General features: G+C 65.7%; 20 protein-coding genes. 13 read left to right on the forward strand and 7 right to left on the reverse strand.

Annotated features, from left to right (window positions below):
- Window positions 1–125 precede the first annotated feature (125 nt).
- Entirely contained in the window at window positions 126–299 is a 174-nt protein-coding gene (locus VCS63_RS14190; RefSeq protein WP_164793683.1) for a hypothetical protein, read from the forward strand.
- A 68-nt stretch (window positions 300–367) separates the two neighbouring features.
- Here VCS63_RS14190 and VCS63_RS14195 read toward each other — a convergent pair whose 3' ends face one another.
- On the reverse strand, window positions 368–1,408 hold the full coding sequence (locus VCS63_RS14195; protein ID WP_323880124.1) for a DNA-binding protein: 1,041 nt from the start codon (window positions 1,406–1,408) through the stop codon (window positions 368–370).
- 147 nt (window positions 1,409–1,555) lie between these two features.
- Here VCS63_RS14195 and VCS63_RS14200 point away from each other — a divergent pair, with 147 nt between their 5' ends.
- Both VCS63_RS14200 and VCS63_RS14205 read left to right on the forward strand, forming a co-directional pair.
- Complete coding sequence (locus tag VCS63_RS14200; protein WP_323880126.1) at window positions 1,556–2,638, forward strand: site-specific integrase; 1,083 nt, start codon at window positions 1,556–1,558, stop codon at window positions 2,636–2,638.
- A 46-nt stretch (window positions 2,639–2,684) separates the two neighbouring features.
- Complete coding sequence (locus VCS63_RS14205; protein WP_042793581.1) at window positions 2,685–4,235, forward strand: sensor domain-containing diguanylate cyclase; 1,551 nt, start codon at window positions 2,685–2,687, stop codon at window positions 4,233–4,235.
- Between the two features lie 46 nt (window positions 4,236–4,281).
- On the opposite strand, the gene VCS63_RS14210 is transcribed toward VCS63_RS14205, so the two are convergent.
- Window positions 4,282–4,419 (reverse strand): hypothetical protein, encoded by a 138-nt coding sequence (locus tag VCS63_RS14210; RefSeq protein ID WP_164793686.1) that lies wholly within the window; start codon window positions 4,417–4,419, stop codon window positions 4,282–4,284.
- Window positions 4,420–4,823: 404 nt separating this feature from the next.
- Here VCS63_RS14210 and VCS63_RS14215 point away from each other — a divergent pair, with 404 nt between their 5' ends.
- The 3 genes from VCS63_RS14215 (at window position 4,824) to VCS63_RS14225 (ending at window position 7,508) form a co-directional block, all read left to right on the forward strand.
- On the forward strand, window positions 4,824–5,345 hold the full coding sequence (locus VCS63_RS14215; RefSeq protein ID WP_204361131.1) for a GFA family protein: 522 nt from the start codon (window positions 4,824–4,826) through the stop codon (window positions 5,343–5,345).
- 162 nt (window positions 5,346–5,507) lie between these two features.
- Window positions 5,508–5,978, forward strand: a complete 471-nt coding sequence (locus VCS63_RS14220; protein ID WP_042793582.1) for a tripartite tricarboxylate transporter TctB family protein — start codon at window positions 5,508–5,510, stop codon at window positions 5,976–5,978.
- 3 nt (window positions 5,979–5,981) lie between these two features.
- Window positions 5,982–7,508, forward strand: coding sequence for a tripartite tricarboxylate transporter permease (locus VCS63_RS14225; protein ID WP_042793583.1), 1,527 nt, complete (start codon window positions 5,982–5,984; stop codon window positions 7,506–7,508).
- Between the two features lie 54 nt (window positions 7,509–7,562).
- On the opposite strand, the gene VCS63_RS14230 is transcribed toward VCS63_RS14225, so the two are convergent.
- Window positions 7,563–7,883, reverse strand: a complete 321-nt coding sequence (locus VCS63_RS14230; protein ID WP_042793584.1) for a SelT/SelW/SelH family protein — start codon at window positions 7,881–7,883, stop codon at window positions 7,563–7,565.
- A 73-nt stretch (window positions 7,884–7,956) separates the two neighbouring features.
- Here VCS63_RS14230 and VCS63_RS14235 point away from each other — a divergent pair, with 73 nt between their 5' ends.
- A complete protein-coding gene (locus VCS63_RS14235) occupies window positions 7,957–9,156 on the forward strand; it encodes a multidrug effflux MFS transporter (RefSeq protein WP_323880128.1) in 1,200 nt (399 codons plus the stop codon).
- 64 nt (window positions 9,157–9,220) lie between these two features.
- Window positions 9,221–10,015: an enoyl-CoA hydratase gene (locus tag VCS63_RS14240; RefSeq protein WP_063640619.1), complete on the forward strand. Its 795-nt coding sequence runs from the start codon at window positions 9,221–9,223 to the stop codon at window positions 10,013–10,015.
- Window positions 10,016–10,052: 37 nt separating this feature from the next.
- Here VCS63_RS14240 and chrA read toward each other — a convergent pair whose 3' ends face one another.
- Window positions 10,053–11,303: a chromate efflux transporter gene (chrA, locus tag VCS63_RS14245; protein ID WP_253637862.1), complete on the reverse strand. Its 1,251-nt coding sequence runs from the start codon at window positions 11,301–11,303 to the stop codon at window positions 10,053–10,055.
- A 227-nt stretch (window positions 11,304–11,530) separates the two neighbouring features.
- Between chrA and VCS63_RS14250 the strand changes: the two genes are divergently transcribed.
- Together VCS63_RS14250 and VCS63_RS14255 are read left to right on the forward strand one after the other, a co-directional pair.
- Window positions 11,531–12,826 carry an ATP-binding protein gene (locus VCS63_RS14250; protein WP_063640618.1) on the forward strand — a complete coding sequence of 432 codons (1,296 nt, stop codon included), beginning with the start codon at window positions 11,531–11,533 and terminating at the stop codon, window positions 12,824–12,826.
- A gap of 139 nt (window positions 12,827–12,965) precedes the next feature.
- Complete coding sequence (locus VCS63_RS14255) at window positions 12,966–13,445, forward strand: carboxymuconolactone decarboxylase family protein (protein WP_042793587.1); 480 nt, start codon at window positions 12,966–12,968, stop codon at window positions 13,443–13,445.
- On the opposite strand, the gene VCS63_RS14260 is transcribed toward VCS63_RS14255, so the two are convergent.
- Entirely contained in the window at window positions 13,442–14,875 is a 1,434-nt protein-coding gene (locus VCS63_RS14260) for a PLP-dependent aminotransferase family protein (protein ID WP_323880130.1), read from the reverse strand. The genes VCS63_RS14255 and VCS63_RS14260 overlap by 4 nt on opposite strands.
- Before the next feature lie 92 nt (window positions 14,876–14,967).
- Between VCS63_RS14260 and VCS63_RS14265 the strand changes: the two genes are divergently transcribed.
- The 3 genes from VCS63_RS14265 to VCS63_RS14275 all read left to right on the forward strand — a co-directional run bounded on the left by VCS63_RS14265 (window position 14,968) and on the right by VCS63_RS14275 (window position 16,715).
- Complete coding sequence (locus tag VCS63_RS14265) at window positions 14,968–15,414, forward strand: GNAT family N-acetyltransferase (RefSeq protein ID WP_063640617.1); 447 nt, start codon at window positions 14,968–14,970, stop codon at window positions 15,412–15,414.
- Window positions 15,411–16,052: an FMN-dependent NADH-azoreductase gene (locus VCS63_RS14270; RefSeq protein ID WP_323880132.1), complete on the forward strand. Its 642-nt coding sequence runs from the start codon at window positions 15,411–15,413 to the stop codon at window positions 16,050–16,052. The genes VCS63_RS14265 and VCS63_RS14270 overlap by 4 nt, the downstream gene beginning before the upstream one ends.
- A gap of 231 nt (window positions 16,053–16,283) precedes the next feature.
- Window positions 16,284–16,715 (forward strand): hypothetical protein, encoded by a 432-nt coding sequence (locus tag VCS63_RS14275; RefSeq protein ID WP_063640615.1) that lies wholly within the window; start codon window positions 16,284–16,286, stop codon window positions 16,713–16,715.
- Between the two features lie 3 nt (window positions 16,716–16,718).
- Here VCS63_RS14275 and VCS63_RS14280 read toward each other — a convergent pair whose 3' ends face one another.
- Window positions 16,719–19,268 (reverse strand): fused MFS/spermidine synthase, encoded by a 2,550-nt coding sequence (locus VCS63_RS14280; RefSeq protein WP_323880333.1) that lies wholly within the window; start codon window positions 19,266–19,268, stop codon window positions 16,719–16,721.
- A 75-nt stretch (window positions 19,269–19,343) separates the two neighbouring features.
- The gene (locus VCS63_RS14285; protein ID WP_238913278.1) at window positions 19,344–20,993 is read right to left on the reverse strand and encodes an arylsulfatase; all 1,650 of its coding nucleotides are present in this window, start codon (window positions 20,991–20,993) and stop codon (window positions 19,344–19,346) included.
- Window positions 20,994–21,016: the final 23 nt, after the last annotated feature.

Below are 21,016 nucleotides of genomic sequence, written 5' to 3' on the forward strand. Positions count from 1 at the left end.
AATGGACCGTCGGGCAGATCTCGCGCCCGCGTCCGGCGCGCATCGTGCTGCCGGAAAGGATGATGACGGTTCATCGGACCCTCCGCGGATCGTATTTCCGGCAGGCTACTCCACGGAGGTTCTCCATGAGGATCCTGACCACCGCCGGCTTGTTGCTGGCGTTTCTGCTGGCTGGCTGTTCGGCGCCCAGTTCATCCGGCTCCAGCATGTCCATGAAGGCCGATCCGGCCAATTACCACGCTTCGAGTTTTGGCGAACAAAACAACGAGCCGTTCCAGGGCGTATATCCGGGTCATTAGGCCTGTGATCCCGCGCCAACCGCGCTCGCCGGCGCATTCTCCGGCCGGCGAACGCCCTGCCCTGGTCTTCAGGCGCCTTGCCCGGCTGGCGGGATAGGCGCAGGGGCGGCGGTTTCAAGCCGGGTTTGTGCCATCAGATGCCGGGTCAGTTCGCTCAATTGCTCGTCCTTCCTCTTCAATTGCGCCATGAATTCGGCCGACCGTAATTCTGCGGCGGCAAGCCTGGCCTCGAGCGCCTGTTCGCGTTCGCGGCTGGCTGCCTTTGCTGCATTGGCCGCCGCTTCGTCCGCCTGCAGGCGCATTTGCAGCGCCTGGACTTCAGTGCGCAACGCCTGCGCGCCCTGCTCTGCCTGCCGGCGCTGATCCTGTTCGAGCTCCAGCGCTCTGCTCGCCTGCGCCGTTTGCTGCTGGTGGACCGCCAGGGCTTCGTCCAGGCGCGCCTGCAAGCGCTTTACGGCGCTGCGTTCGCCGTCCAGTTCATTCAGCCAGCGACGTTCGTGGGCCGTATGGCGCGCCTCCAGTGCGTCCAACGCCTGGGCGTGCTGGGCGCGGACGTTGTCGGTCTCCGACAAAGCCGCCTGCGTGGCGCTGCGGGCGTCTTCCAGCTGCAGTTGGACACGCTTGAGTTGGTCGTCGCGCTGGCGCAACTGCTGCTCGGCCGCTTGCAGGCGATCTTCGGCCGCCGCCAGCTGGGACGTCGCCACCCTGAGCGCTTCCTGCAAGTCTTGTTCGCGGAGCACGAGTTGGGCTTCGCGTTGCTGCAACTGCTCGGCGTCAGACGCGAGCTGCTCCCCTTCGCGCGCCAGCTCTTCCCAGCGTCCGCGATAAGCCTGCTCCTGTTGGGCCCGCGCTTCGGACAGAGCGGCTTCCCAGAAGTGAGCCGCTGCCTGCGCAATGGGATCGGGCACGGCCGCGGGCGCGGCAAATGCACCCGGATCCTTGATCCGCGCGCCCAATGAGCGGAACCAGGTTTCCAGATAGGGGCTGACGGTGTTGGGCGAGCCGCGGCCTATTTTCTGGCGCACCCGTTCGATGGTGGGCCGGGAGCCTTCCAGCAGCAGGGCGTCCGCGGCGCTCCAGACGTCACTTTCGGTAATTCCCGTGGCCATGGGCTTGCTCCGTGCCGAATTCTGTATATGAGAGATAATTACCCACGATAATGGAACCTTATCGCGGGTAATCTGCTATATATGTTAGATATCATACAGCATACATAATGAAAATTATAAAATTGGATTTTTCTCCCCTGCCCTACCATGACTGAGCTGAAACTGCAGGCGCCCCTCCCTGCGCTGGACCCACAGACCCTGGATGGCCAGGCCGAGGCCGCGGCGCGCGCATTGCTGCGCGAAGGCAGTTCCGCCAACACCGTAGCCAGCTATCGCGCGGCGATTCGCTATTGGAGTGCCTGGTTCCAGCTGCGGTACGCGCGCCCTTTTGCCCTGCCCTTGCCGGAAACGGTGGTGATCCAGTTCGTGGTCGACCACGCCCAACGCTGGACCGAACAAGGCCTGAAATGGGAATTGCCGTTGGCGCTGGACCAGGAGTTGGTGCGCCTGAAGGCCAAGAGCCGATTGGGCGCGCCCAGCCTCAATACGCTGTTGCAGCGCATCTCCGTCTTATCCAAGGCGCACGAGCTGCACGGACACCCCAACCCCTGTCGCGGGGCCGCGGTGCGTGAATTGCTATCCAGAACCCGCCGGGCCTATGCGCGCCGAGGCGTGGCGCCCGCCAAGAAAGTGGCGCTGACGCGCGAACCGCTGGAGGCCATGCTCGCGACCTGCGACGATTCCCTGCGCGGCTTGCGCGACCGCGCGCTGCTGCTGTTTGCCTGGGCCAGCGGCGGACGCCGGCGCTCGGAAGTCGTGCGCGCGTCCGTGGAAAACACCAGACGCACAGCCGATGGCTTTCTGTTTGCCCTGGCCCATTCCAAAACGAATCAGTCGGGCACGGTCCGTGCCAACGACCAAAAACCCATCGTGGGCGTCGCTGCCGAAGCGCTCGATGCTTGGCTGCGCGCCAGCGGCATCACGCAAGGTCCCCTGTTCCGCCGCGTGCGTCGCGGCGGCGTGCTCGGCGAACCCCTGGCTGCGGCCGCGGTGCGCGACATCGTGCAGGAACGCTGCAAGCTGGCGGGCCTGGAAGGCGAGTTTTCGGCCCACAGCCTGCGCTCGGGTTTCGTCACGGAAGCGGGACGGCAGAACGTCCCGCTGGGCGACACCATGGCCATGACCGGCCACGCCAGCGTGGCCACCGTGATGGGGTACTTCCGGGCCGGGGCGGCGGCCGAATCGCCTGCGGCGCGCCTGCTGGACGACCCAGACAGCCCGCGCGGGTAAAATCCCGCGCACTCGCCGCAACCGAATCCTGCCCGACACGATCCTCATGCGAATCAACCTCCGCGGGCTGGTGCTTGCGCTTACCGTGTTCAGTGCCCTGGCCGCCACCGCCAACGCCCTATATGCCAGCTACCGGGTGCAGCGCGAACAGCTCATTGCCAATACGCTAGAGTCCAATCGGGTCTACGCGGCCAAGCTGGCCGAAAGCGCCGACTCTTTTCTGGATTCCGCCCTGCAGCAATTGGAATACAGCGCGCGCCACGTGGCCGGACGCTTCGATGCGCCGGAATTGCTGAACACGGAAGTGTCGCGCCTGCGGGAGCAGACCGCCAGTTTCAATTCGGTCGCCATCGTCCGCGCCGACGGCATCATCGTGGCGGCCAGCCAAGGCATACGCAGCTACCAGGGAACCCGGGTCGACAATGCCGGCAGCCGCGTGGCGCTGCAGACACGCAAGCCGCTGATCAGCAAGCCGTATGTGTCCATCGCCGGCAATCTGCTGATCAACGTGTCGTATCCGATCCATTCAGACAGTGGCGCCTACCTGGGCTACGTGTCCGGCACGATCTACCTGCGCAATGACGGCGCCCTGCACACGCTGCTGGGCAGGCACCCGTACCAGGACGGTTCCTATCTTTATGTGGTGGATGGCGATGGCCGGCTGATCTACCACGCGGATAACGATCGCGTGGGCGAAGACGTCAGCAGCAACCCCGTGGTGGGGGCGGTGACGCGCGGCGAGCACGGCGCGCAACGCCTGATCAATACGCGCGGTGTGGACATGCTGGCCGGTTACGCGCCCGTGCCGCGCAGCGGCTGGGGTGTGATTGCGCAGCGTCCGGCACAGGCCACGCTGGAGCCGCTGCACGACCTCATCTGGGCCTTGGTCCGCTATGCGGCGCCCTTCTCCCTCCTGTTCCTGCTTGCGATCTGGTGGTGCGCGCGCAAGATCTCGCAGCCGCTATCGCAGCTGGCGACCAACGTCGAACACCATGATATGGCCGTGGCCATGCAGCGGGTGCGCTCGGTCAAGGCCTGGTATTTCGAGGCGCAGCGTTTGAAGCGCGCAGTGATACGGAGCTACACGAATCTGCAGGACAAGATCGGCAAGCTCAACCAGGCCAGCATTACCGACCCTTTGACCGGGTTGCGCAACCGCCGCGGCACGCGGCAGGCCGTGGATACGCTGCAGGCGGCGGACACGCCCTTTGCGGTGGTCGCGCTGGACATCGACCACTTCAAGCGCGTGAACGACACCTACGGGCATACGGCCGGCGACGAAGTGATTCAGGGCATGGCGCAGTTGATGCGGGACTGTTCGCGCCCGACAGATGTTCTTTGCCGCAATGGCGGCGAGGAATTCTTGATCCTGCTGCCCGGCGCGGGCGCGAAAGAGGCGGCTGGCATGGCCGAGCGCCTGCGCCGCAAGACAGAAGCGCGCCGCTTGAGCGGCGCGCTGGAGATCACCGTGTCGGCCGGCGTGGCGCAATGGCCCGCGGGCGGCGCGGACGTGGAAAAGGTCTTTCAGGCCGCGGATGCCGCCCTGTACGCCGCCAAGCAGCAAGGGCGAAATCGGGTGGTGATACACGCGGCCTAGCGCGTCCGGCTCCGCCACACGTATTCAAGCGTGGCGGGGCGCCGTGTCAGGCGTCCTTGTCCTCGGCCGAATCGGTGTCCGCGGGAGCGGACTTGATGTCCGCTTCTTTATTGGTCTCGGGCGCCTTCCAGTCCAGGGGCGGGATCTCGAAGTGCCACTTCTTGCCAACGAGTTGATGAGACATGAACGTTCTCCTGTTCAGGGCGCATGGCTTTCCCCGCGCAAAGCGCCATGCATGGGATTCGTGCGTGCCATGGATGCTGTTCCAATGGGTGCCATCGGGGCGCGGGGGCATGCGCGCAGGCAACGCAAACGAAAATGGCGGCCGCAGCCGCCAGCGACTTCAACTACCAGACCTTCAGTAATTTCAGCACTTGTTTTATTGTAATTTTGCTGAAAGTTGTCGTATTTTAGCACTAAATTGGCTGAAAAAGCAAGAGGCTGATGCGCTCCCGCGTCCCGCACGCATGGCATTCCGGCGAGGCGGCGACGATGACGCAAATCCCCCCGCAGGATGACGCGATCGCCACTCCCCTGTCGCAGGCGCCATCAATACACTGGTTGCACGACTTCCCAAGGAGACAGATCGTGACCCAGCCTCTCATCGAAGGCGGCTGCGATTGCGGCGCCGTCCGCTATCGCCTGGCCGGTCCCCCCATGTTCGTGCATTGCTGCCACTGCACCGTATGCCAGCGGCATTCGGGCACCGCCTTTGCCATGAATGCGGTTATCGAATCCGACCGCGTGCGCCGCCTGCAGGGTGAGTTGCGACGGCATCCCGCCGATAAGACCGCCAATGACGGCGAGACCGTCGTTGTCGTGCGTTGCGCGGCCTGCTCCGGTCTGCTGTGGAGCCATCATCCAGGCTATGGCGAAACGGTGGCGCTGATATACGCCGGCACCTTGGACCGCGCCGCCGACTTTCCGCCTGGCGCTCACTGTTTCCTGCGTTCCAAGCATCCATGGGTCGGCATCCCGGACGACGTGCCGGCGGCCGACGAGTTCTACGACATGGACGCCTGCTGGCCAGAATCTTCCAAGCGGCGGCTTGACGCCGCGCTGGCCGGTAGCGAGCGCAAGCCCTGGGTTCCCAAAGGGATGAAGCCTTAGGGATTTCCCCCGTTTTGGCCCAAAAAAAGGCCTGTTTTACGCATTGCCCGTCCTCCTGAAAGGTGAACGGAAGTTTGGATTTTTAGACTTCCGCGTTCATCCAAAAGTCAGCTTTTGTTCAGAACGTAGTCAGACAAAAGCACAACAACGGGAGGACTACAGATGCAATCCAAACGCAGCGCCGCGCGGCGCGAGGCTTGGGCCGCGGGCACGATGATCGTGCTGGGCCTGGGCGCCATCGCGCAGGCATCCACCTACAACATCGGCAGCCTCGCGCGCATGGGGCCGGGAATGTTTCCCGCCATTCTTGGCGTGCTGCTGGTCTTGCTGGGCTTGATGATTGCCCGCATGGCCGTCGCGCCCGCAGCCGCGGAGGAAGACGCCGAAGACGAACCGCCGCCCGACTGGCGCGGCTGGGGCTGCATTATCGGCGGCTTGATGACCTTCATCCTGGTGGGCAAGTACGGCGGCCTGGTGCCCGCGACTTTTGCCTTGGTGTTCATTTCCGCAATGGGCGACCGCCAACACACCCCGCGCAGCGCCGCGCTGCTGGCCGCGGGCGTGACCGTGCTGGGCGTGGCCGTTTTCTCCTGGGCGCTGCAGTTGCAGTTTCCGCTGTTCCGCTGGGGCTGATCGATGGAAATCCTCAATAACCTGATGCACGGGTTCTCCGTCGCCTTCGCGCTGGACAATCTGATGTGGGCCGCGTTCGGCGTGTTCATGGGCAACCTGATCGGCGTGCTGCCGGGCATGGGCGTGCTGGCCGCGATCTCGATCCTGCTGCCGTTGACCTACACCATGACGCCGACGGCGGCGCTGGTGATGCTGTCGGGCATTTACTATGGCTCGCAATACGGTGGCGGCATTACCTCCATCATGCTGAACTTGCCCGGCACCGCCTCGCATGCCGTGGCCTGCCTGGATGGCAATCCGCTGGCGCGCAACGGCAAGGCGGGGTCGGCGCTGTTCATGTTGATGTTCTCTTCATTTTGCGGCGCGTCCATAGGCATCCTCGCGATGATCCTGTTCTCGCCCATGCTGGTGGACGTTGCCTTCAAGTTCGGCCCCGCCGAGTACTTCTCCATGATGATGCTGGGTCTGCTGGCGGGCGCGACTCTCGCCAAGGGATCGGCGATCAAGGGTGTGGCGATGGTGGTTGTGGGCCTGTTGCTGGGTGTGGTCGGCACCGACGTCAACACCGGCACGATGCGCTTTCACTTCGGCATTCTGGAGCTCTCCGACGGCCTGCAGATCGTGGCGCTGGCCATGGGCCTGTTCGGCGTGGCGGACTTCCTGAAAAACATCAACCGCATTGGCGGCGACGCCAAGGTGACCACGGCAAAGATCAGCATGAAGTCGATGCGGCCCGAAGCCGGGGACATCAAGCAATCGCGCGGCGCGCTCGTGCGCGGTACGGCGATCGGCGCGGCGTTCGGCATTCTTCCGGGCACGGGTCCCACCATTGCCTCGTTCATTTCGTATGCCACGGAAAAGAAAGTGGCGCGTGAACCGCGCCGTTTCGGCCGAGGCGCCATCGAAGGCATTGCAGGGCCGGAAGCCGCCACCAGCGCATCGACCCAGACCAGCTTCATCCCCACCATGAGCCTGGGCATCCCCGGCGACCCGGTGATGGCGCTGATGCTGGGCGCGCTGATCATCCACGGCATCCAGCCGGGACCGCAGATGATGGTCGAGCACGCTGACATGTTCTGGGGGCTGATCGCCAGCTTCTGGGTGGGCAATGTGCTGCTGTTGCTCTTGAACCTGCCGCTGATCGGCATGTGGGTGCGGCTGCTGACCGTGCCGTTCCGCTACCTGTTCCCCGCAGCGCTGTTTTTTGTCTGCGTGGGCGTCTACAGCACCAACAACAATCTTTTCGATGTGGCGATGGTGACCTTGTTCGGCGCGGCGGGCTATGCCCTTATCCGCATGCGCTTCGAACCTGCGCCGCTGTTGCTGGGCTTTGTGCTAGGACCCATGGTGGAAGAGAACTTCCGCCGTGCCCTGCTGCTGTCGCGCGGCGACCTGGCGATCTTCGTGTCGCGTCCCATCAGTCTGGGATTCGTGGTGGCATGCGTGGCGTTGATCGCCTTGCTGGTGGTTTCGGCCATGCGCCAGCGCAAGGGCCGCGAGGCCTTGAAGCAGGCGGAGTCGTCCGCGTAACGATGAGATGCGCGTAGCAACGGCCGGCCATGCGAGGCCGGCCGTTTGCACGCGCTAAGCGTCAGGCGCGGTCAGAGGGCCCGCCGTGTGCCCATCGATGTGACCGAGCGTGCGAGCGGGATCAAGGCGGTCGCGCACGCGCTGTTTCAGTTCCTTGGCGGATGGAAAGCCGCCATCGCTCTTGCGGTCCCAGATCAGATCGCCGTTGTAGGTGACCTGGAAAATTCCGCCGGTGCCGGGCTGCAGCACAACCTCGCCCAGATCGGTGGAGAACGTCGACAGGAGTTCCTGGGCCATCCAGCCTGCGCGCAGCAGCCACTGGCACTGCGTGCAGTAATGGATGACGATGCGGGGTCGGAGGGCGGGAGCGTTCATAGGTAGAAGATTCTACGCCGGTTCATGGATAATATCGGGTTTTCCCGGGTCTGCAATGGACCCCGAGCCTGCCATGAAGTCTGCATTATCCCCCCGCGGCCAACGCTGGCTGATCGGCCTCCTCATGGGGCTGGTCACGTTGACGCCCATGGGCATCGATATCTACCTGCCCTCTCTGCCCGCCATGGCGCTGGACTACGGCCGGCCAGTTACGGCGCTGCAAGCCAGCATCACCTTGTTCATCTTCGCCGTGGGCGTGGGCCAGATGCTGATCGGTCCGCTGGCGGACCGCTACGGCCGGCGGCCCGTGGCGCTGGGCGGCGCGCTGGCCTATCTGCTGGGGTCGGCGCTGGGCGCGTCGGCCGGCTCGCTCGAGCTGTTCTACGCCGCGCGCGTCATCCAGGGCCTGGGCGCTTGCTCGGCTTCGCTGGTGGCTTTTGCCGCCGTACGGGATTGTTTCAGTCCTGCGGTCGGCGCCCGGGTGTATAGCTACCTGAACGGCGCGCTGTGTACCGTGCCAGCCCTGGCGCCCATGGTGGGTGGCGCGCTTGCCGTCCATGCAGGCTGGCGCAGCACGTTTGTTTTCATGGTGCTGTTCGCCTTGATGCTGGCGGGCCTGCTGGCGGTCCGCTTCGAGGAAACGCGGGCCGCGCCCGCGAAAGCCCAGGGCGCGCTTTATAGCCTGCGCCGTTATGCGCCTATCGTGGCCAGCGGCCGATTCCTTTACTTTGCCGCGTTCGGCATGGCGGGCATGGCCATGATCCTGGTGTTCGTTTCCGCCGCACCCGTGGTGCTGGTGCAGCAACTGGGCTATTCGGAACTGGGCTTCTCCGCCTGGTTCGGGGGGAATGCGGCGATCAACATTGGCGCCTTCTTCCTGGCCCCCGCCTTTATTTCGCGCTATGGGCGCCACACCATGGTGCGCGTGGGCATGGCCGCCTTGTTCGCGGCGGCCGCCATGCATATGGCCGCGTGGTTGTGGCTGCCCTTGTCGGCCTGGGCCTTCATGTTGCCGGTGGCGGTCCTGACCGTGGGCTTTTCGCTGGCGCTGGGTTCGGGGCTGAGCCTGGCGCTGGAGCCATTCGCTGAACGCGCGGGCACCGCGGCCGCGGTGTATGGGCTGTTTCAGATGAGCGGGTCGGCGGTTATCGCCACCCTGCTTCTTGACAGCGGCATGCCGCCGCAGACGGCCATGGCTTTGATCGGCGTCGCCATCGTCGGGCCCCTGCTTTGCCTGTCTCCAGGTGTGGCGCGGAGGATCGCGACGGGCTGATGCCCTCTCCCCGCCCGGGGGCTTCTCCCTCTACTATCCAGGAATAGCCCATCCTGGAGAAGACATGACTATCGAAGACGCCGCGCAAGCCCCCATCCTGGTACGCCAAGCCGAAGGCGGCGTCGTAACGTTGCGGCTGAACCGGCCGGGCCAGTTCAACGCGCTGTCCGAAGGCTTGCTGGCTGCCTTGCAAACCGAGATAGACGCCTTGTCGCGCGAGGCCGGCCTGCGCTGCGTGGTATTGGAATCCAGCGGCCGCGCGTTCTGCGCCGGCCACGATCTGCGCGAGATGCGCAGCCAGCCCACCCTGGATTACTACCGCGAACTATTCAGGAAGTGCAGCGCGGTGATGCAGGGCCTGCAGGCCCTGCCGGTGCCGGTGATCGCCAAGGTGCATGGCATCGCCACCGCCGCGGGTTGCCAGTTGGTGGCAAGCTGCGACCTGGCCGTGGCAGCCGATACGGCGAAGTTCGCGGTATCCGGCATCAACGTCGGCTTGTTCTGCTCGACGCCCGCGGTGGCGCTGAGCCGCAATGTGTCCGCCAAGCGCGCCTTCGAGATGCTGGTGACTGCGCGCTTTATCGATGCCGAGCAGGCCCGCGACTGGGGCCTGATCAACGATGCCGTGCCCGAGACGCAACTGGACCAACGCGTGCGCGCCCTGGTGGACGACATCCTGGCCAAGAGTCCCACGGCCATCCGCTACGGCAAGCGCATGTTCTACAAGCAGCGGCAGATGGCGCTGGCGGACGCCTACGATTATGCGGGGGACGTGATGGCGCGCAACATGATGGAGGCGGACGCCTGCGAAGGCATAGACGCCTTCCTGCAAAAGCGCCAGCCGCGCTGGCAGTCCTAGCGCCCTGCCCGCGGGGCGGTCCGGAGGCGCAGTGCCGTCATGCCAGCGCCCAGCCGCCAGCCGCGGCCAGCAACACCACCCAGACGGGGGACCAGCGCGCATAGACCAGCAGGCCGAACAGCAGCAAGGCCAGGCCGAAGTCCGCGCGGTCGCGAATGGCGCTGGTCCAGACCGGATCGTACAGGGCCGACAGCAGAATCCCCACCACGCTGGCGTTCACGCCCGCGATCAGGTTGCGCACCCCCGGCCGTCGCCGCAGGCTCTCCCAGAACGGCAGCGCCGCGGCCACGAGCAAGGCGCCTGGCAGGAAAATCGCGACCAGTAATGCGAGCCCGCCGGCCCAGCCCGACAAGGGGCCGGACGACATGGCGCCCAGGAAAGCGGCAAAGGCGAACAGCGGCCCGGGCATGGCCTGCGCCGCGCCATATCCCGCGAGGAAATCGGTGTTGGAGACCATGCCGTTCGCCACCGTAGCGGATTCCAGCAGAGGCAGCACCACATGGCCGCCGCCGAACACCAGGGCGCCTGCGCGGTAGAAACCGGAGAGCTGCTGTGCCAGCGGCATGCCGCTAAGCGCGGCCCACACCGGCAAGGCCGTCAGCAGCAGCACGAACAGCGCAAGTGCGGTGTACCCGGCGCGGCGCGAGATCTTCAAGGGCTGGACCGCCAACGCGGGGCGCGGCGGCACTTGCAGCGCGGCCAGGCCGGCAATCGCGCCCAGCAGGATCGCGCTCAGCTGCCCCAGCGTCGTTGGCATCAGGATGGTGATGAGCGCCGCCGCCACGGCCAGTCCGGCCCGCTCGCGGTCTGGACAAAGCGAGCGGCCCATGCCCCAGACCGCTTGCGCGATGATGGCGACCGCCGCAATCTTCAGCCCGTGGATGGCGCCCGAGGCGGAAAGCCAGCCGAACTGCGCCAGCCCCAACGCAAAGAGAATCAGCGCGATGGCGGTGGGCAGCGTAAACGCCACCCAGGCAGCCAGCATGCCGGCCCAGCCGGCGCGCTTCAGGCCGATGGCCATGCCGACTTGGCTGCTGGCTGGACCCGGCAGGAACTGGCATAGCGCCACCAGGTCGGAATACGCATAGTCGTCCAGCCAGCGCCGCCGTTCGACGAATTCGCTGCGGAAGTACGCCAGATGCGCGACCGGTCCGCCGAAGGAGGTCAGCCCCAGGCGCAGGAACACCAGAAAGACTTCCAGACAGGAGCCCTGGCCAGCCTCCTCGCGCGCGGAAGTGGCGGGCTTGCTGGCGACATGTTCGTCTTGGGGTGAAGGCAGCGGCGGCATGGGATTCGGGTTCATCGACAGGCGGGGCATGAGGATACAGCCCTCGCCTCATGCTTATAGCCGGGCGGCGGAACGGATTCAACCGCCTGAACGGGCCGGGCCATATGGCCGGTTTACCTCGCCAACGCGGCGCGCTTCAAACAACTTTACAAATACCGTACAAATATCGGTGGATTGGCCGGCCGCGCACCCCTAGGATCGCGAGTCCTCATCCCGCTTCGTCCCCCATGTTCAAGTTCGCGATCCGCATCTTCGTCGTCGCCGCCATCGGCTATGTCGCGGGGTCGCAGTTGGTGGAGCGCGGCCTGCTGTATCTGCTGGACGAGGTTAGCGCCGACTTGTCGTACCAGGCCGTCCGGGGGCAGATGCATGTACTGCGCAAGGAACTCGACGCCATTGCGCCCGCAGCTCGCGCCGACCGCCTGCGCGACGATATACAACCGCTCTACGGCCTGGGCCTGGGCCTGGTCGACGACGACAAGGTCACGCCCAGCGAAGCGGAGCGGCAGCAACTTGCCACGCTCGGCTTCATCATGCGCGACGATTACAACGTCTACCTCGCCCCATTGGCCGGCGCGCCCAGACAGTGGCTGGAAGTCCGCCTGCCGCGCGCTCCGGGGATCGAAAGATGGGTCACCGTCGGCGTCTGGACGGCGCTGAGCCTGATCGTCGGCATCATCCTGCTGCTGCTCTGGGCCCTGCCCTTGTGGCGCGACCTGGACCGGCTGCGCAACGCCACGCTGCGTATGGGCCAGGGTGAACTTGGCGTTCGCGTGCGGCTGTCGCGCCTGGCCGGCATGCGGCACGTCGGCGAAAGTTTCAACCAGATGGCAGAGCGGATTTCGGCGCTGATCGAAAACCAGCGCAGCCTGACCAACGCCGTGTCGCACGAATTGCGCACGCCGCTTGCGCGGCTGTCATTCGAAGTCGCCCTGCTGGGCCAGGACGCTCAACTGCCCCGGCGGCACCATATCCTGCGCGATATGCAGGCCGACATCAACGAACTGGAGACGTTGGTGGCCGAATTGCTCGTGTATGCCCGGCTGGAGCGTCCCACCGACGAGACCGTGAAGCTCGAGACCGTGGACACCAGCGATTGGCTGGGCGAGGCGTTGGCCCAGGTGGCGCACCAGGCGGAGGCGCGCGCCGTCCGGTGTCATGTGCGCCCCGAGTATCCGCCGCGCGTGCGGCTGCATCCGCGGTACATGAGCCGCGCTTTGCTCAACCTGGTGCAGAACGCGGTGCGCTATGCCAGTCGCCACGTGGAGGTAGAGCTCAGGCGATGCCAGTCGGGCGGCTTTGAACTCATCGTCGACGATGATGGCGGCGGTATCCCGCCGGCTGACCGGACGCGGGTGTTCGAGCCGTTCATCCGCCTGGATGAAAGCCGCGATCGGGGCACTGGCGGCGCCGGATTGGGCCTGGCCATCGTCTGGCGCGTGGCGGCCAGCCACGGCGGCAGTATCGACATCCATGACAGCCCCTTGGGCGGCGCCCGTTTCGTGCTGCGCTGGCCTGCCTGAGCGGCTGGGCGCGCGCACCGCGGGCGCCGCGCATGGCCCAGGTGAAAACTCCATTTATGGCACTTCTGGCCTGGACCAAGCTGGCGCATCCTGGCGGTACGAGATTCCCTTTTGCAACCCGTACCGAAAAGGCAGCAACATGACACAGCGGTTGAATTATTTCCAGGTGTCCGAGGAGCAGTCCAGGAAGTATCTGGAATTCAGCATGTCGCTCAAGAAGACCCCCATCGTCCAGGAGGTGGGCCAGCTCGTGGATATCCGGGCGTCGCAGATCAATGGCTGCGGCTTCTGCCTGGACATGCACGTCAAGCAAGCCCGGATTGCAGGCGAGCGCGAATTGCGCCTGCATCATGTCGCCATCTGGCGCGAATCCACCTTGTTTTCGCCACGCGAGCGCGCGGCGCTGGCATGGACGGAAGCCGTCACGACCTTGTCCGCGCAAGGCGTGCCCGATGCCGTCTACGAAGAGGTGCGCGCCCAGCTATCCGAGAAGGAAATCTCGGACCTGACGCTATTGGTGGTCGGCATTAACGGCTGGAACCGCCTGAACGTGGCCTTGCGCACGGTGCCGGGGTCGGCCGATGCAGCCTATGGCCTGGACAAGGCCGGGCTGCACTAGGACTGCATCAGTTTCAGTATCCGCAGGCCCAGTTCATGGGCCTGCGCCTGCGTGGCGATATTGGTGAAGCTGAGCAGCAGGGCCGGCTGCTGCTGCGGCACGGCGTACCAGCGCGACAGCGCTCCCGCATACATGCCCTGCTCTTCCATGCGGTGCGCCAGCGCCACGTCGCTCTGGCCATCCTGCAGGCGCGCCACCAGATGCATGCCACCCGGCTGCGGTTCGATCCGCAAGCGCTGCCCCAGCGCCGCGTTCAGGCCGGCCGCGGTCGCCGCGCGCCGTTCGGCATAGAGCCTGCGCATGCGCTGGATGTGGCGGCCGAAATGCCCTTCGGCCATGAAGGCCGCGAGTATCGCCTGGGTCAGGCCCGGCGCCGCGCCCGCCTGTAGCCGCGCGGATTGCGCAAACCGGGTAGCCTGCGCTTGAGGCACGACCAGATAGGCCAATCGCAAGCCGGGAAACAACACCTTGCTGAACGTGCCCGCATACAGCACCCGCCCTTGCGTATCCAGGCTCTTGAGAGCCGGCAGCGGACGTCCGACGTAGCGGTATTCGCCATCGTAATCGTCCTCGACGATCCAGGCGCCCTGGCGTTCGGCCCAATCCAGCAGCGCCTGCCTGCGGGGCAAGGACAGCGACATGCTCAAGGGGCTTTGATGGGCCGGGGTCACGATGGCGCCGCGCGCCCGCCCCGCCCGCGCCGTCCCGGCGCTGACCTGGATACCGTCCTGGTCCACCGGCACGGGCACCGGTTCCAGTCGCGCCTGCTCCAGCAGTGCGCGCGTGGGCGGGTAGCCGGGATCTTCCATCCAGATCTGGTCGCCTGGCTCGAACAGCGTCTGCAGGATGAGGCGCATCGTGCCGTTATAGCCCGAGGTGATGAACACCTGCGAAGGCTGGCAGTGGATGCCGCGCGCGACTTGTAAATAGGCTGCCGTGGCAATGCGCAGGGCGTCGAGGCCGCCGCTTGCGGGATAGGCGAGATCGGCGGATTGCAGGCTGCGCAGTTGCCGGGCCCCCAGACGGGCCCATAGTTTGCGCGGGAATGCATCCAGCGCCGGCAGGCCCATTTGGAAGGGGCGCACGCCGGGATACTCCCGCCAGCCTGGGCCGTCGCTGGGCTCGTCGGATGCAATGGCAGGCGCAGGTGGCGGCGCGTGCTGCGGTTGCACGTCGGGAGCGACCACTGTGCCGGCCTGGCCGCGCGCCTGGATGTAGCCCTCGGATGCCAGCAGTGAATAGGCCACTTCCACTGTGCCGCGCGCCACGCCCAGCTCCTTGGCGAGCGCCCGTGCCGAGGGAATGCGGTCGCCCGGCTTAAGCGTGCCGTGGGCGATGGCGCCGCGGAATCGGTCATAGACCTGACGATACAGAGGACCGGCGCCGCCGGCGGCAAGCGCTTGCGCATCCTGGGTCGGAGGGCTGATCATGGCATAGTCCAAAGTTCATTTTATGGCCCTTCTAATTATGGCATGCGCCTCCTAACATGACTGCACGCCCGTTCTGACACCCTTGTGCATTCATGACAGAAGCCACCTTGCGCCATCTCGAAACCCCGCAGGAATTGCGGGCATGCCTGCCCCTCATGCGTGAGCTCAGGCCACACCTGGACGAATCCGACGATTTCATCGAGCGCGTCGCGCGCATGCGCGGTCAAGGCTATCGCCTGTTGGCGGCCATGGACGCCGGCCAAGCCGTCGCGCTCGCCGGCTATCGCTTGCAGGAAAACCTGGTCTACGGCCGCTTTCTGTATGTGGACGATCTGGTCGTGGCGAATGGCCGCCGCGGCGAGCGCTGGGGCGCCAGCCTGTTGCAGGCGCTGGACGCCACCGCGCGCGACAGCGGTTGTGCCCGCCTGGTGCTCGACACCGGTCTGGCCAACGCCCTGGCCCAGCGCTTCTACTTCCGCGCCGGTCTCCTGACCAGCGCCATCCGTTTTAGCAAATCCGTGGAAAACATCGCCTCATGAACATCCTGCGCATCATCTGCAGCCCGCGTGGCCGCGCTTCCGAAAGCTATCGACTGTCGCAAGCCATCGTCGAGCAACTGGTAGCCAGCGCGCCCGCCACGCCGGCCTTGCTGGACGTCGACGCCACCGCCCTGCCGCTCGTCGACACCGATTACGCCGCCGCGCTGAGCGCGCGCCAGGATCCCACGGACGGCAGCCAGGATCGCGGCGCGCTGCGCCGTTCGACCGAACTGATCCAATCATTGCGGGACGCCACGCATCTCGTCATCGCGACCCCGATGCACAATTTCACGGTGCCTGCGTCGCTTAAGACCTGGATCGACCACGTGGTGCGGGTACGCAGCACATTCCAGATCACCGCCCGCGGCAAGGAAGGCAGCCTGGAGGACCGCCCGGTGTACGTGGCGATCTCGTCGGGAGGCGCATTCGGCGGCGGCGCGCACAACCAGCCGGATTTCCTCACGCCCTATCTCAGGCACGTGCTGGGCACGATAGGCTTGAAGAACGTGACGTTCTTTTCGGTGCAAGGCACGGCGCGTGGACAGGCCGCGCTGGACGAAGCGCGCGCGCGGGTGCAGGCCGAGATCGCCTTGCATCCCTTTGCGGCCGGCATGCGCCCGGAATTCCAGGCCGCATGACTGCGCCCGGGCCTGAGCGGCGCTTGGTGCAGCCGCATCATGGCGCGCGCACCAAACCGCCTCGCGCTTAAGGATAGCGCCGTCGCGCCATGCGGCTTCCCCAGAAAGTTCTAGTCAATCGGGCTGCGTTGACACTTCAAAATTGCCCGCACTACGCTCTTTGCAGAACCCCATAGCCTGAGCAGACTAAGTCGTATTTCCTCATGCGGGCATGGAGGCAGGAGGCGTGCGATGACACTGACCAGACCCGGTATGCTGTTTGCGGCCGCGATAGCGCTGTTTGCCCTGGCCGCGCCGCGCGCCGACGCGGCTTGCAGCGACAAGAAAATAGTGGCGATGGCCAACGACGGCCGCACGGTCAATGCGATCGCCAAAGCCTGCAGCATGCCGGCGGCCAAAGTCCGAGGCGTGATCGAGCGCGCCGACGCAGAAGATGAGGCGCCGCCGCCCGTCGCCAAGGTCGAGCGCACCGCCCCGCCTGAACCGGTCAGCAAGCTGCTGCCGTCCGGCGCGGGCTTGGCCCGCTGCGACTGCCAGGGCATGGTGCCCTATGGCGAACGGGTGCCCGAACTGCGCTGCCAGAGCGGCATGTCGATGGCCACGCCCTGTGCGGGATACTGCTCGCCGCAAGGCGTTGCGCCCTGGCGGAGGATATGCAGTTAAGGCCTACTGCCTGCCGGGCATGAACCAGCGGTAATAGGCGTTGTCGCCGTCGTCGCGGGCCAGTTTGTTCATTTCCCTGCCCCAGGTTTCGCGGTCGCCCACGTACGCTGCCAGCGACGCCCGATAGAAGGTGTCCAGCCTGGCGCGCTCCAGCTGCATCTCGGCGCGCAGTCCATCGGATGCACCCTGTAGCGGCGGTTCGCTGCGCAGGGCCAGCAACGTGGGCAAGACGCGCACCACTTCGCGCGGGCGCACCCAGGTCGCATATTCGATGCCGGGGCGGTCGTCGGTGACGGCCTGCGCGTCGCCGGCAAAACGCGCAAGTCCGTCGCGATCCGTGACCCAGGTGGACAACAAGGCCGCCGCCGATGGCACGCCGACCGCCTTGAGCGCGGCGGCGGTATCGGGCTGGCTGTAGCGCGCCTGGATACGAGCCGCGTCCAGCGTCAAGGGCTGCATCGAGCCCAACAGCAGCATTTCATGCAGCTCGCTCGTCCAGAGCTGGGCATGGGGGAACACTTCGATAAAGCTGGCGACCAGCGCGCGGGTGTCCTCTTCATTTTGCGTGGGCAGCGGCAGCCACTGCGCCACGATGCCCTGCGGCGCCAGGCGGTTTGCGGCCAGTTGGTAGAAATCCCGCGAATAGAGATTGACCACGCCAGCGGCGGAAGGCGGCGGCGGCTCCAGCGTAATCAAGTCCCAGCGTTCGGCGCTGGCCTGGAGTTCGCGCCGACCATCGCGCAGACGCTTGTCCAGGCCGGGATCCGTTGCGGCCTGGAAAGTCCCCTGGAAGTGCGGGGCGGCACGCAGCACGGCGGGCAAGAGCTCGGCCACGGCGCGCTTTTCCAGCCCGCGATACTGCGACAAGGCGCCGGCGGTGATGCCGGTGCCATAGCCCACCACCAGGGCGGACTTCGGTTCGGCGTTGTGGACGATCAGCGGCAGCAACGCCTGCAGCCGCATGTAGCGCAGCGATGGCATGGCATCACCCGAATTCGACACGCCCTGGATATACAGTCGATGGAAGCGATTGCCATTGCCGGCGCGCTCCACCACGGCGACGGTGCCGCCATGGCTTTCCTCGTAGAAAACCAGGCCGGCGCCGCTGGCGCCCGGCAAGAGCCGCGCAAACTGGTCCATCGGCAGCATGGCCACCACGGCAAGCGTGCCCAAGCCCACGACGCCGGTCGCCCAGCCCGTGGTGGCGCGGCCGCCGGCCCGACCGCGCCAAGCCGCTATGGCGCCAACCGCCGCGGCGATAGCGGCGAGCACACCAAGCGTGCGCACCAGCCCCAGGGCGGGCAGCAGCAGGAAGCCGGTCAGCAAGGTGCCCGCGATGCCGCCCAGTGTGTTGCACGCCAGTACGACGCCAGCTTCCCTGCCCACCCGTTGATCGCCCACGGCGATGCGCAGCACCGCCGGAAAGGCGGCGCCCAGGAGCAGCGTTGGCGCGAGCACCAGGCTGGCCGCCGCTACCGCAAAGCGCGCGCACATGCCGGCAAAACCGCTTCCTGTCCATTGATAGACAGCCGCTTCCGCATAGGTCTGGGCCAATACCAGCCATTTGCCGAGCAAGGCAACTTCCAGTACGGCGACCAGGCCCGCGCCGGCGATCAGGAAGCCGAACACCGGCCAGGGGTTACGCACGCGATGGGCCCAGCGCGCATACAGCGCCGCGCCTATCGCCAGGCCCGCCAAGTACGTGGCCAGCACGATGGCAAAGGCAAACGCGCGCGTACTCATGAAGGGCACGATCATTTGCGACCAGAGCACCTCATAGCCCAGCGCGACGGCGCCGGCCACGGCATATAGCGCCACGGCCAGGCGCGCTTGCGCCGGCAAGGGAGCGGCCGCAAGCTGAGCGTCCTGGGCGGGCGTTGTGCCGCTACCGGCGCTTCGGTCCAGCAACCAGGCCCCGGCAGCCGCCAGTAGATTCAGCGCGGCAGCGGCCAGCGCCGCGCCCTGCACGCCGAATCTGGGAATCAAGAAGAAAGCGGGCAGCAATGCGCCCAGGATTGCGCCGCAGGTATTCGCGGCGTACAAGGCTCCGCCGCGGCGGCTGACGTCCGCGTCCCCGCGGCTGACCGCGCGCAGCAGCACCGGCAAGGTGCCACCCATCAGAAATGCGGGTATAGCCAGCAACAGGCCCACACCCAACCAGGCGGCGACGGTGCTGTGGGCCTCGATGGCGACGAATGCAGCGGCGCTGCGCGCCAACAGCCAAGTCACCGCGAGACACGACAGCGCTACGGCCGCCTCCAGCATGGCGTAGAAGCGCACTGGCCGCTGCAGGCGATCCGCCTGGCGGCCCAGTAGCCAGCCGCCCAGCGCAAGGCCCAGGAAAAATGCGCTGACCGAACCGGCGATGGCGCTGACCTCCACCCCCACCACCAGCGACAACTGCTTGATCCACAGGACCTGGAACACCAGGGCTGCGGTGCCCGACAGGAACAGCAAGGCGGCTGGCCGGACCGCCGTCAATGGCCGCCCTTCCCTGGCCTGGTCTTTCACCGCACGCGCCTGCATCGCCGCCTCGCTCACCCCTAAGCCCATCATGCCGCACCTCCAGCGTTGCCGGGCGACGCGGCAGGCGCCGCCCGGTCCTGCTCCGGCTCGCGCCGGCACCGTCTACTTCGACTTCTGTTTGTCCAACTGATCGAAGTGCTCTTCCATTGCCTTGTTCACCCGTTCCTGCACCTGGTCCACGCTGAAGCTCGCGGGCCGCTGGCTGGGCGGATACTTGAGGAACGTCTCCAGGAACGCCGACGCCTTCATGGTCGCGATTGCCGTTAGATAGGCGTTCTTGGCCAGCCAGTCGTTGTACTGGTCGGAAGTAATGTCGGCGCGTTCATAGGGATCCATGCGCAGGTTGTAAATTTTGGGCAGGCGCAGGCAGACGAAGGGATTCTGCCAAATATTGAGGTTCCCCGGCGCCCGCTGTTCGCAGAACACCGCCTTCCAGTCACCCCACCGCACCCCCACGAGCAGCCCGTCGTCATTAAAGTAGTAGAAATCGTCGCGGGCGCTCTTTTCCTGCTTGCCGGTCAAGTACGGCAACTGGTTGTAGCCGTCCAGATGCACCTTGAACTTGGTACCGCCCGCTTGCGGCGCCCAACCGTCAAGCAACCGTTCCTTCACGTTGGTGTCGCCGGTGGCGGCCAACAAGGTCGGGAACCAGTCCATGCCGGACATCATGCCGCGCTTGATTTCCCCCGCGGGAATCTTGCCCGGCCAGCGGACCATGGCGGGCACGCGGAACGCCCCCTCCCAGTTGGAGTCCTTCTCGCTGCGGAATGGCGTGGTGGCGGCGTCAGGCCAAGTGAAGGCATTGGGCCCGTTGTCGGTGGTGTAGATGACGATGGTGTTGTCGGCAATGCCCATGTCATCCAGCTTTTTCAACAGCTTGCCCACGTCCTGATCATGCTCCCACATGCCGTCGGCGTAGTCGTTGCCGGGCATACCGCTCTTGCCTTTGTGCTCCGGCCGGATGTGGGTGTAGATGTGCATGCGTGTGGTGTTCATCCACACGAAGAACGGCTTGTCGCCTTTGCCGTGCTTGTCGATGTAGTCGATTGCCGCGCCCACCGTTTCATCGTCGATGGTTTCCATACGCTTGGTCGTAAGCGCCCCGGTGTCCTGCACCTTGCCATCGGCAGTGGCCTTGATCACCCCGCGCGGAGAGAAGTTCTTCACGTAGGGATCGTTGGGGTCCTTGGGCCAGTACGGGCGTTCGGGCTCTTCCTCGGCGTTCAGGTGGTAGAGATTGCCGAAGAATTCGTCAAAGCCGTGCCGTGTCGGCAGGTACTCGTCACGGTCGCCCAGATGGTTCTTGCCGAATTGCGCTGTCGTGTAGCCCTGTGCCTTGAGCGCTTCGGCAATGGTGATGTCGCCTTTCTGAAGTCCGACGGTTGCGCCGGGCATGCCAACCTTGGACAAGCCGGTGCGTAGCGGTGACTGCCCCGTGATAAAGGACGAGCGCCCCGCCGTGCAGCTGTTCTCGGCGTAATAATCGGTGAAAAGGGTGCCCTCCTTGGCGATCCGGTCGATGTTGGGCGTCGTGTAACCCACCACCCCATGCGTGTAGGCGCTGATGTTGGCCTGCCCGATGTCATCGCCAAAGATCACCAGGATGTTCGGCTTCTTGCCGTTCGCAGTCTCCTGCCCCTGGTTGGCCGGCGGGGCCTGGGTTTGCGCCTGGGTCTGCGCCTGTGCGCCGCCCAGGACCGCAAGGCCCGCAGCGGCGAAGAGCGCCGCGCTCAACAGTTTTCTTGCGTTCATCGCTTTCTCCTTACCCTTGCGGG

This window comes from Achromobacter sp. D10 (assembly GCF_035282245.1).
GTDB classification, from domain to species: domain Bacteria; phylum Pseudomonadota; class Gammaproteobacteria; order Burkholderiales; family Burkholderiaceae_B; genus Achromobacter; species Achromobacter insolitus.

Excerpts from the sequence above, each read along its gene's own strand:
- VCS63_RS14235 (WP_323880128.1), top strand. The coding sequence starts at position 7,957 with ATGAAGTCTGCATTATCCCCCCGCGGCCAACGCTGGCTGATCGGCCTC.
- VCS63_RS14275 (WP_063640615.1), top strand. The coding sequence starts at position 16,284 with ATGACACTGACCAGACCCGGTATGCTGTTTGCGGCCGCGATAGCGCTG.
- VCS63_RS14220 (WP_042793582.1), top strand. The coding sequence starts at position 5,508 with ATGCAATCCAAACGCAGCGCCGCGCGGCGCGAGGCTTGGGCCGCGGGC.
- VCS63_RS14195 (WP_323880124.1), bottom strand. The coding sequence starts at position 1,408 with ATGGCCACGGGAATTACCGAAAGTGACGTCTGGAGCGCCGCGGACGCC.
- VCS63_RS14230 (WP_042793584.1), bottom strand. The coding sequence starts at position 7,883 with ATGAACGCTCCCGCCCTCCGACCCCGCATCGTCATCCATTACTGCACG.
- VCS63_RS14250 (WP_063640618.1), top strand. The coding sequence starts at position 11,531 with ATGTTCAAGTTCGCGATCCGCATCTTCGTCGTCGCCGCCATCGGCTAT.
- VCS63_RS14285 (WP_238913278.1), bottom strand. The coding sequence starts at position 20,993 with ATGAACGCAAGAAAACTGTTGAGCGCGGCGCTCTTCGCCGCTGCGGGC.
- VCS63_RS14240 (WP_063640619.1), top strand. The coding sequence starts at position 9,221 with ATGACTATCGAAGACGCCGCGCAAGCCCCCATCCTGGTACGCCAAGCC.
- VCS63_RS14265 (WP_063640617.1), top strand. The coding sequence starts at position 14,968 with ATGACAGAAGCCACCTTGCGCCATCTCGAAACCCCGCAGGAATTGCGG.
- VCS63_RS14225 (WP_042793583.1), top strand. The coding sequence starts at position 5,982 with ATGGAAATCCTCAATAACCTGATGCACGGGTTCTCCGTCGCCTTCGCG.
- VCS63_RS14190 (WP_164793683.1), top strand. The coding sequence starts at position 126 with ATGAGGATCCTGACCACCGCCGGCTTGTTGCTGGCGTTTCTGCTGGCT.
- VCS63_RS14260 (WP_323880130.1), bottom strand. The coding sequence starts at position 14,875 with ATGATCAGCCCTCCGACCCAGGATGCGCAAGCGCTTGCCGCCGGCGGC.
- VCS63_RS14280 (WP_323880333.1), bottom strand. The coding sequence starts at position 19,268 with ATGGGCTTAGGGGTGAGCGAGGCGGCGATGCAGGCGCGTGCGGTGAAA.
- VCS63_RS14205 (WP_042793581.1), top strand. The coding sequence starts at position 2,685 with ATGCGAATCAACCTCCGCGGGCTGGTGCTTGCGCTTACCGTGTTCAGT.
- VCS63_RS14270 (WP_323880132.1), top strand. The coding sequence starts at position 15,411 with ATGAACATCCTGCGCATCATCTGCAGCCCGCGTGGCCGCGCTTCCGAA.
- VCS63_RS14200 (WP_323880126.1), top strand. The coding sequence starts at position 1,556 with ATGACTGAGCTGAAACTGCAGGCGCCCCTCCCTGCGCTGGACCCACAG.
- VCS63_RS14210 (WP_164793686.1), bottom strand. The coding sequence starts at position 4,419 with ATGTCTCATCAACTCGTTGGCAAGAAGTGGCACTTCGAGATCCCGCCC.
- VCS63_RS14255 (WP_042793587.1), top strand. The coding sequence starts at position 12,966 with ATGACACAGCGGTTGAATTATTTCCAGGTGTCCGAGGAGCAGTCCAGG.
- chrA (WP_253637862.1), bottom strand. The coding sequence starts at position 11,303 with ATGCCGCCGCTGCCTTCACCCCAAGACGAACATGTCGCCAGCAAGCCC.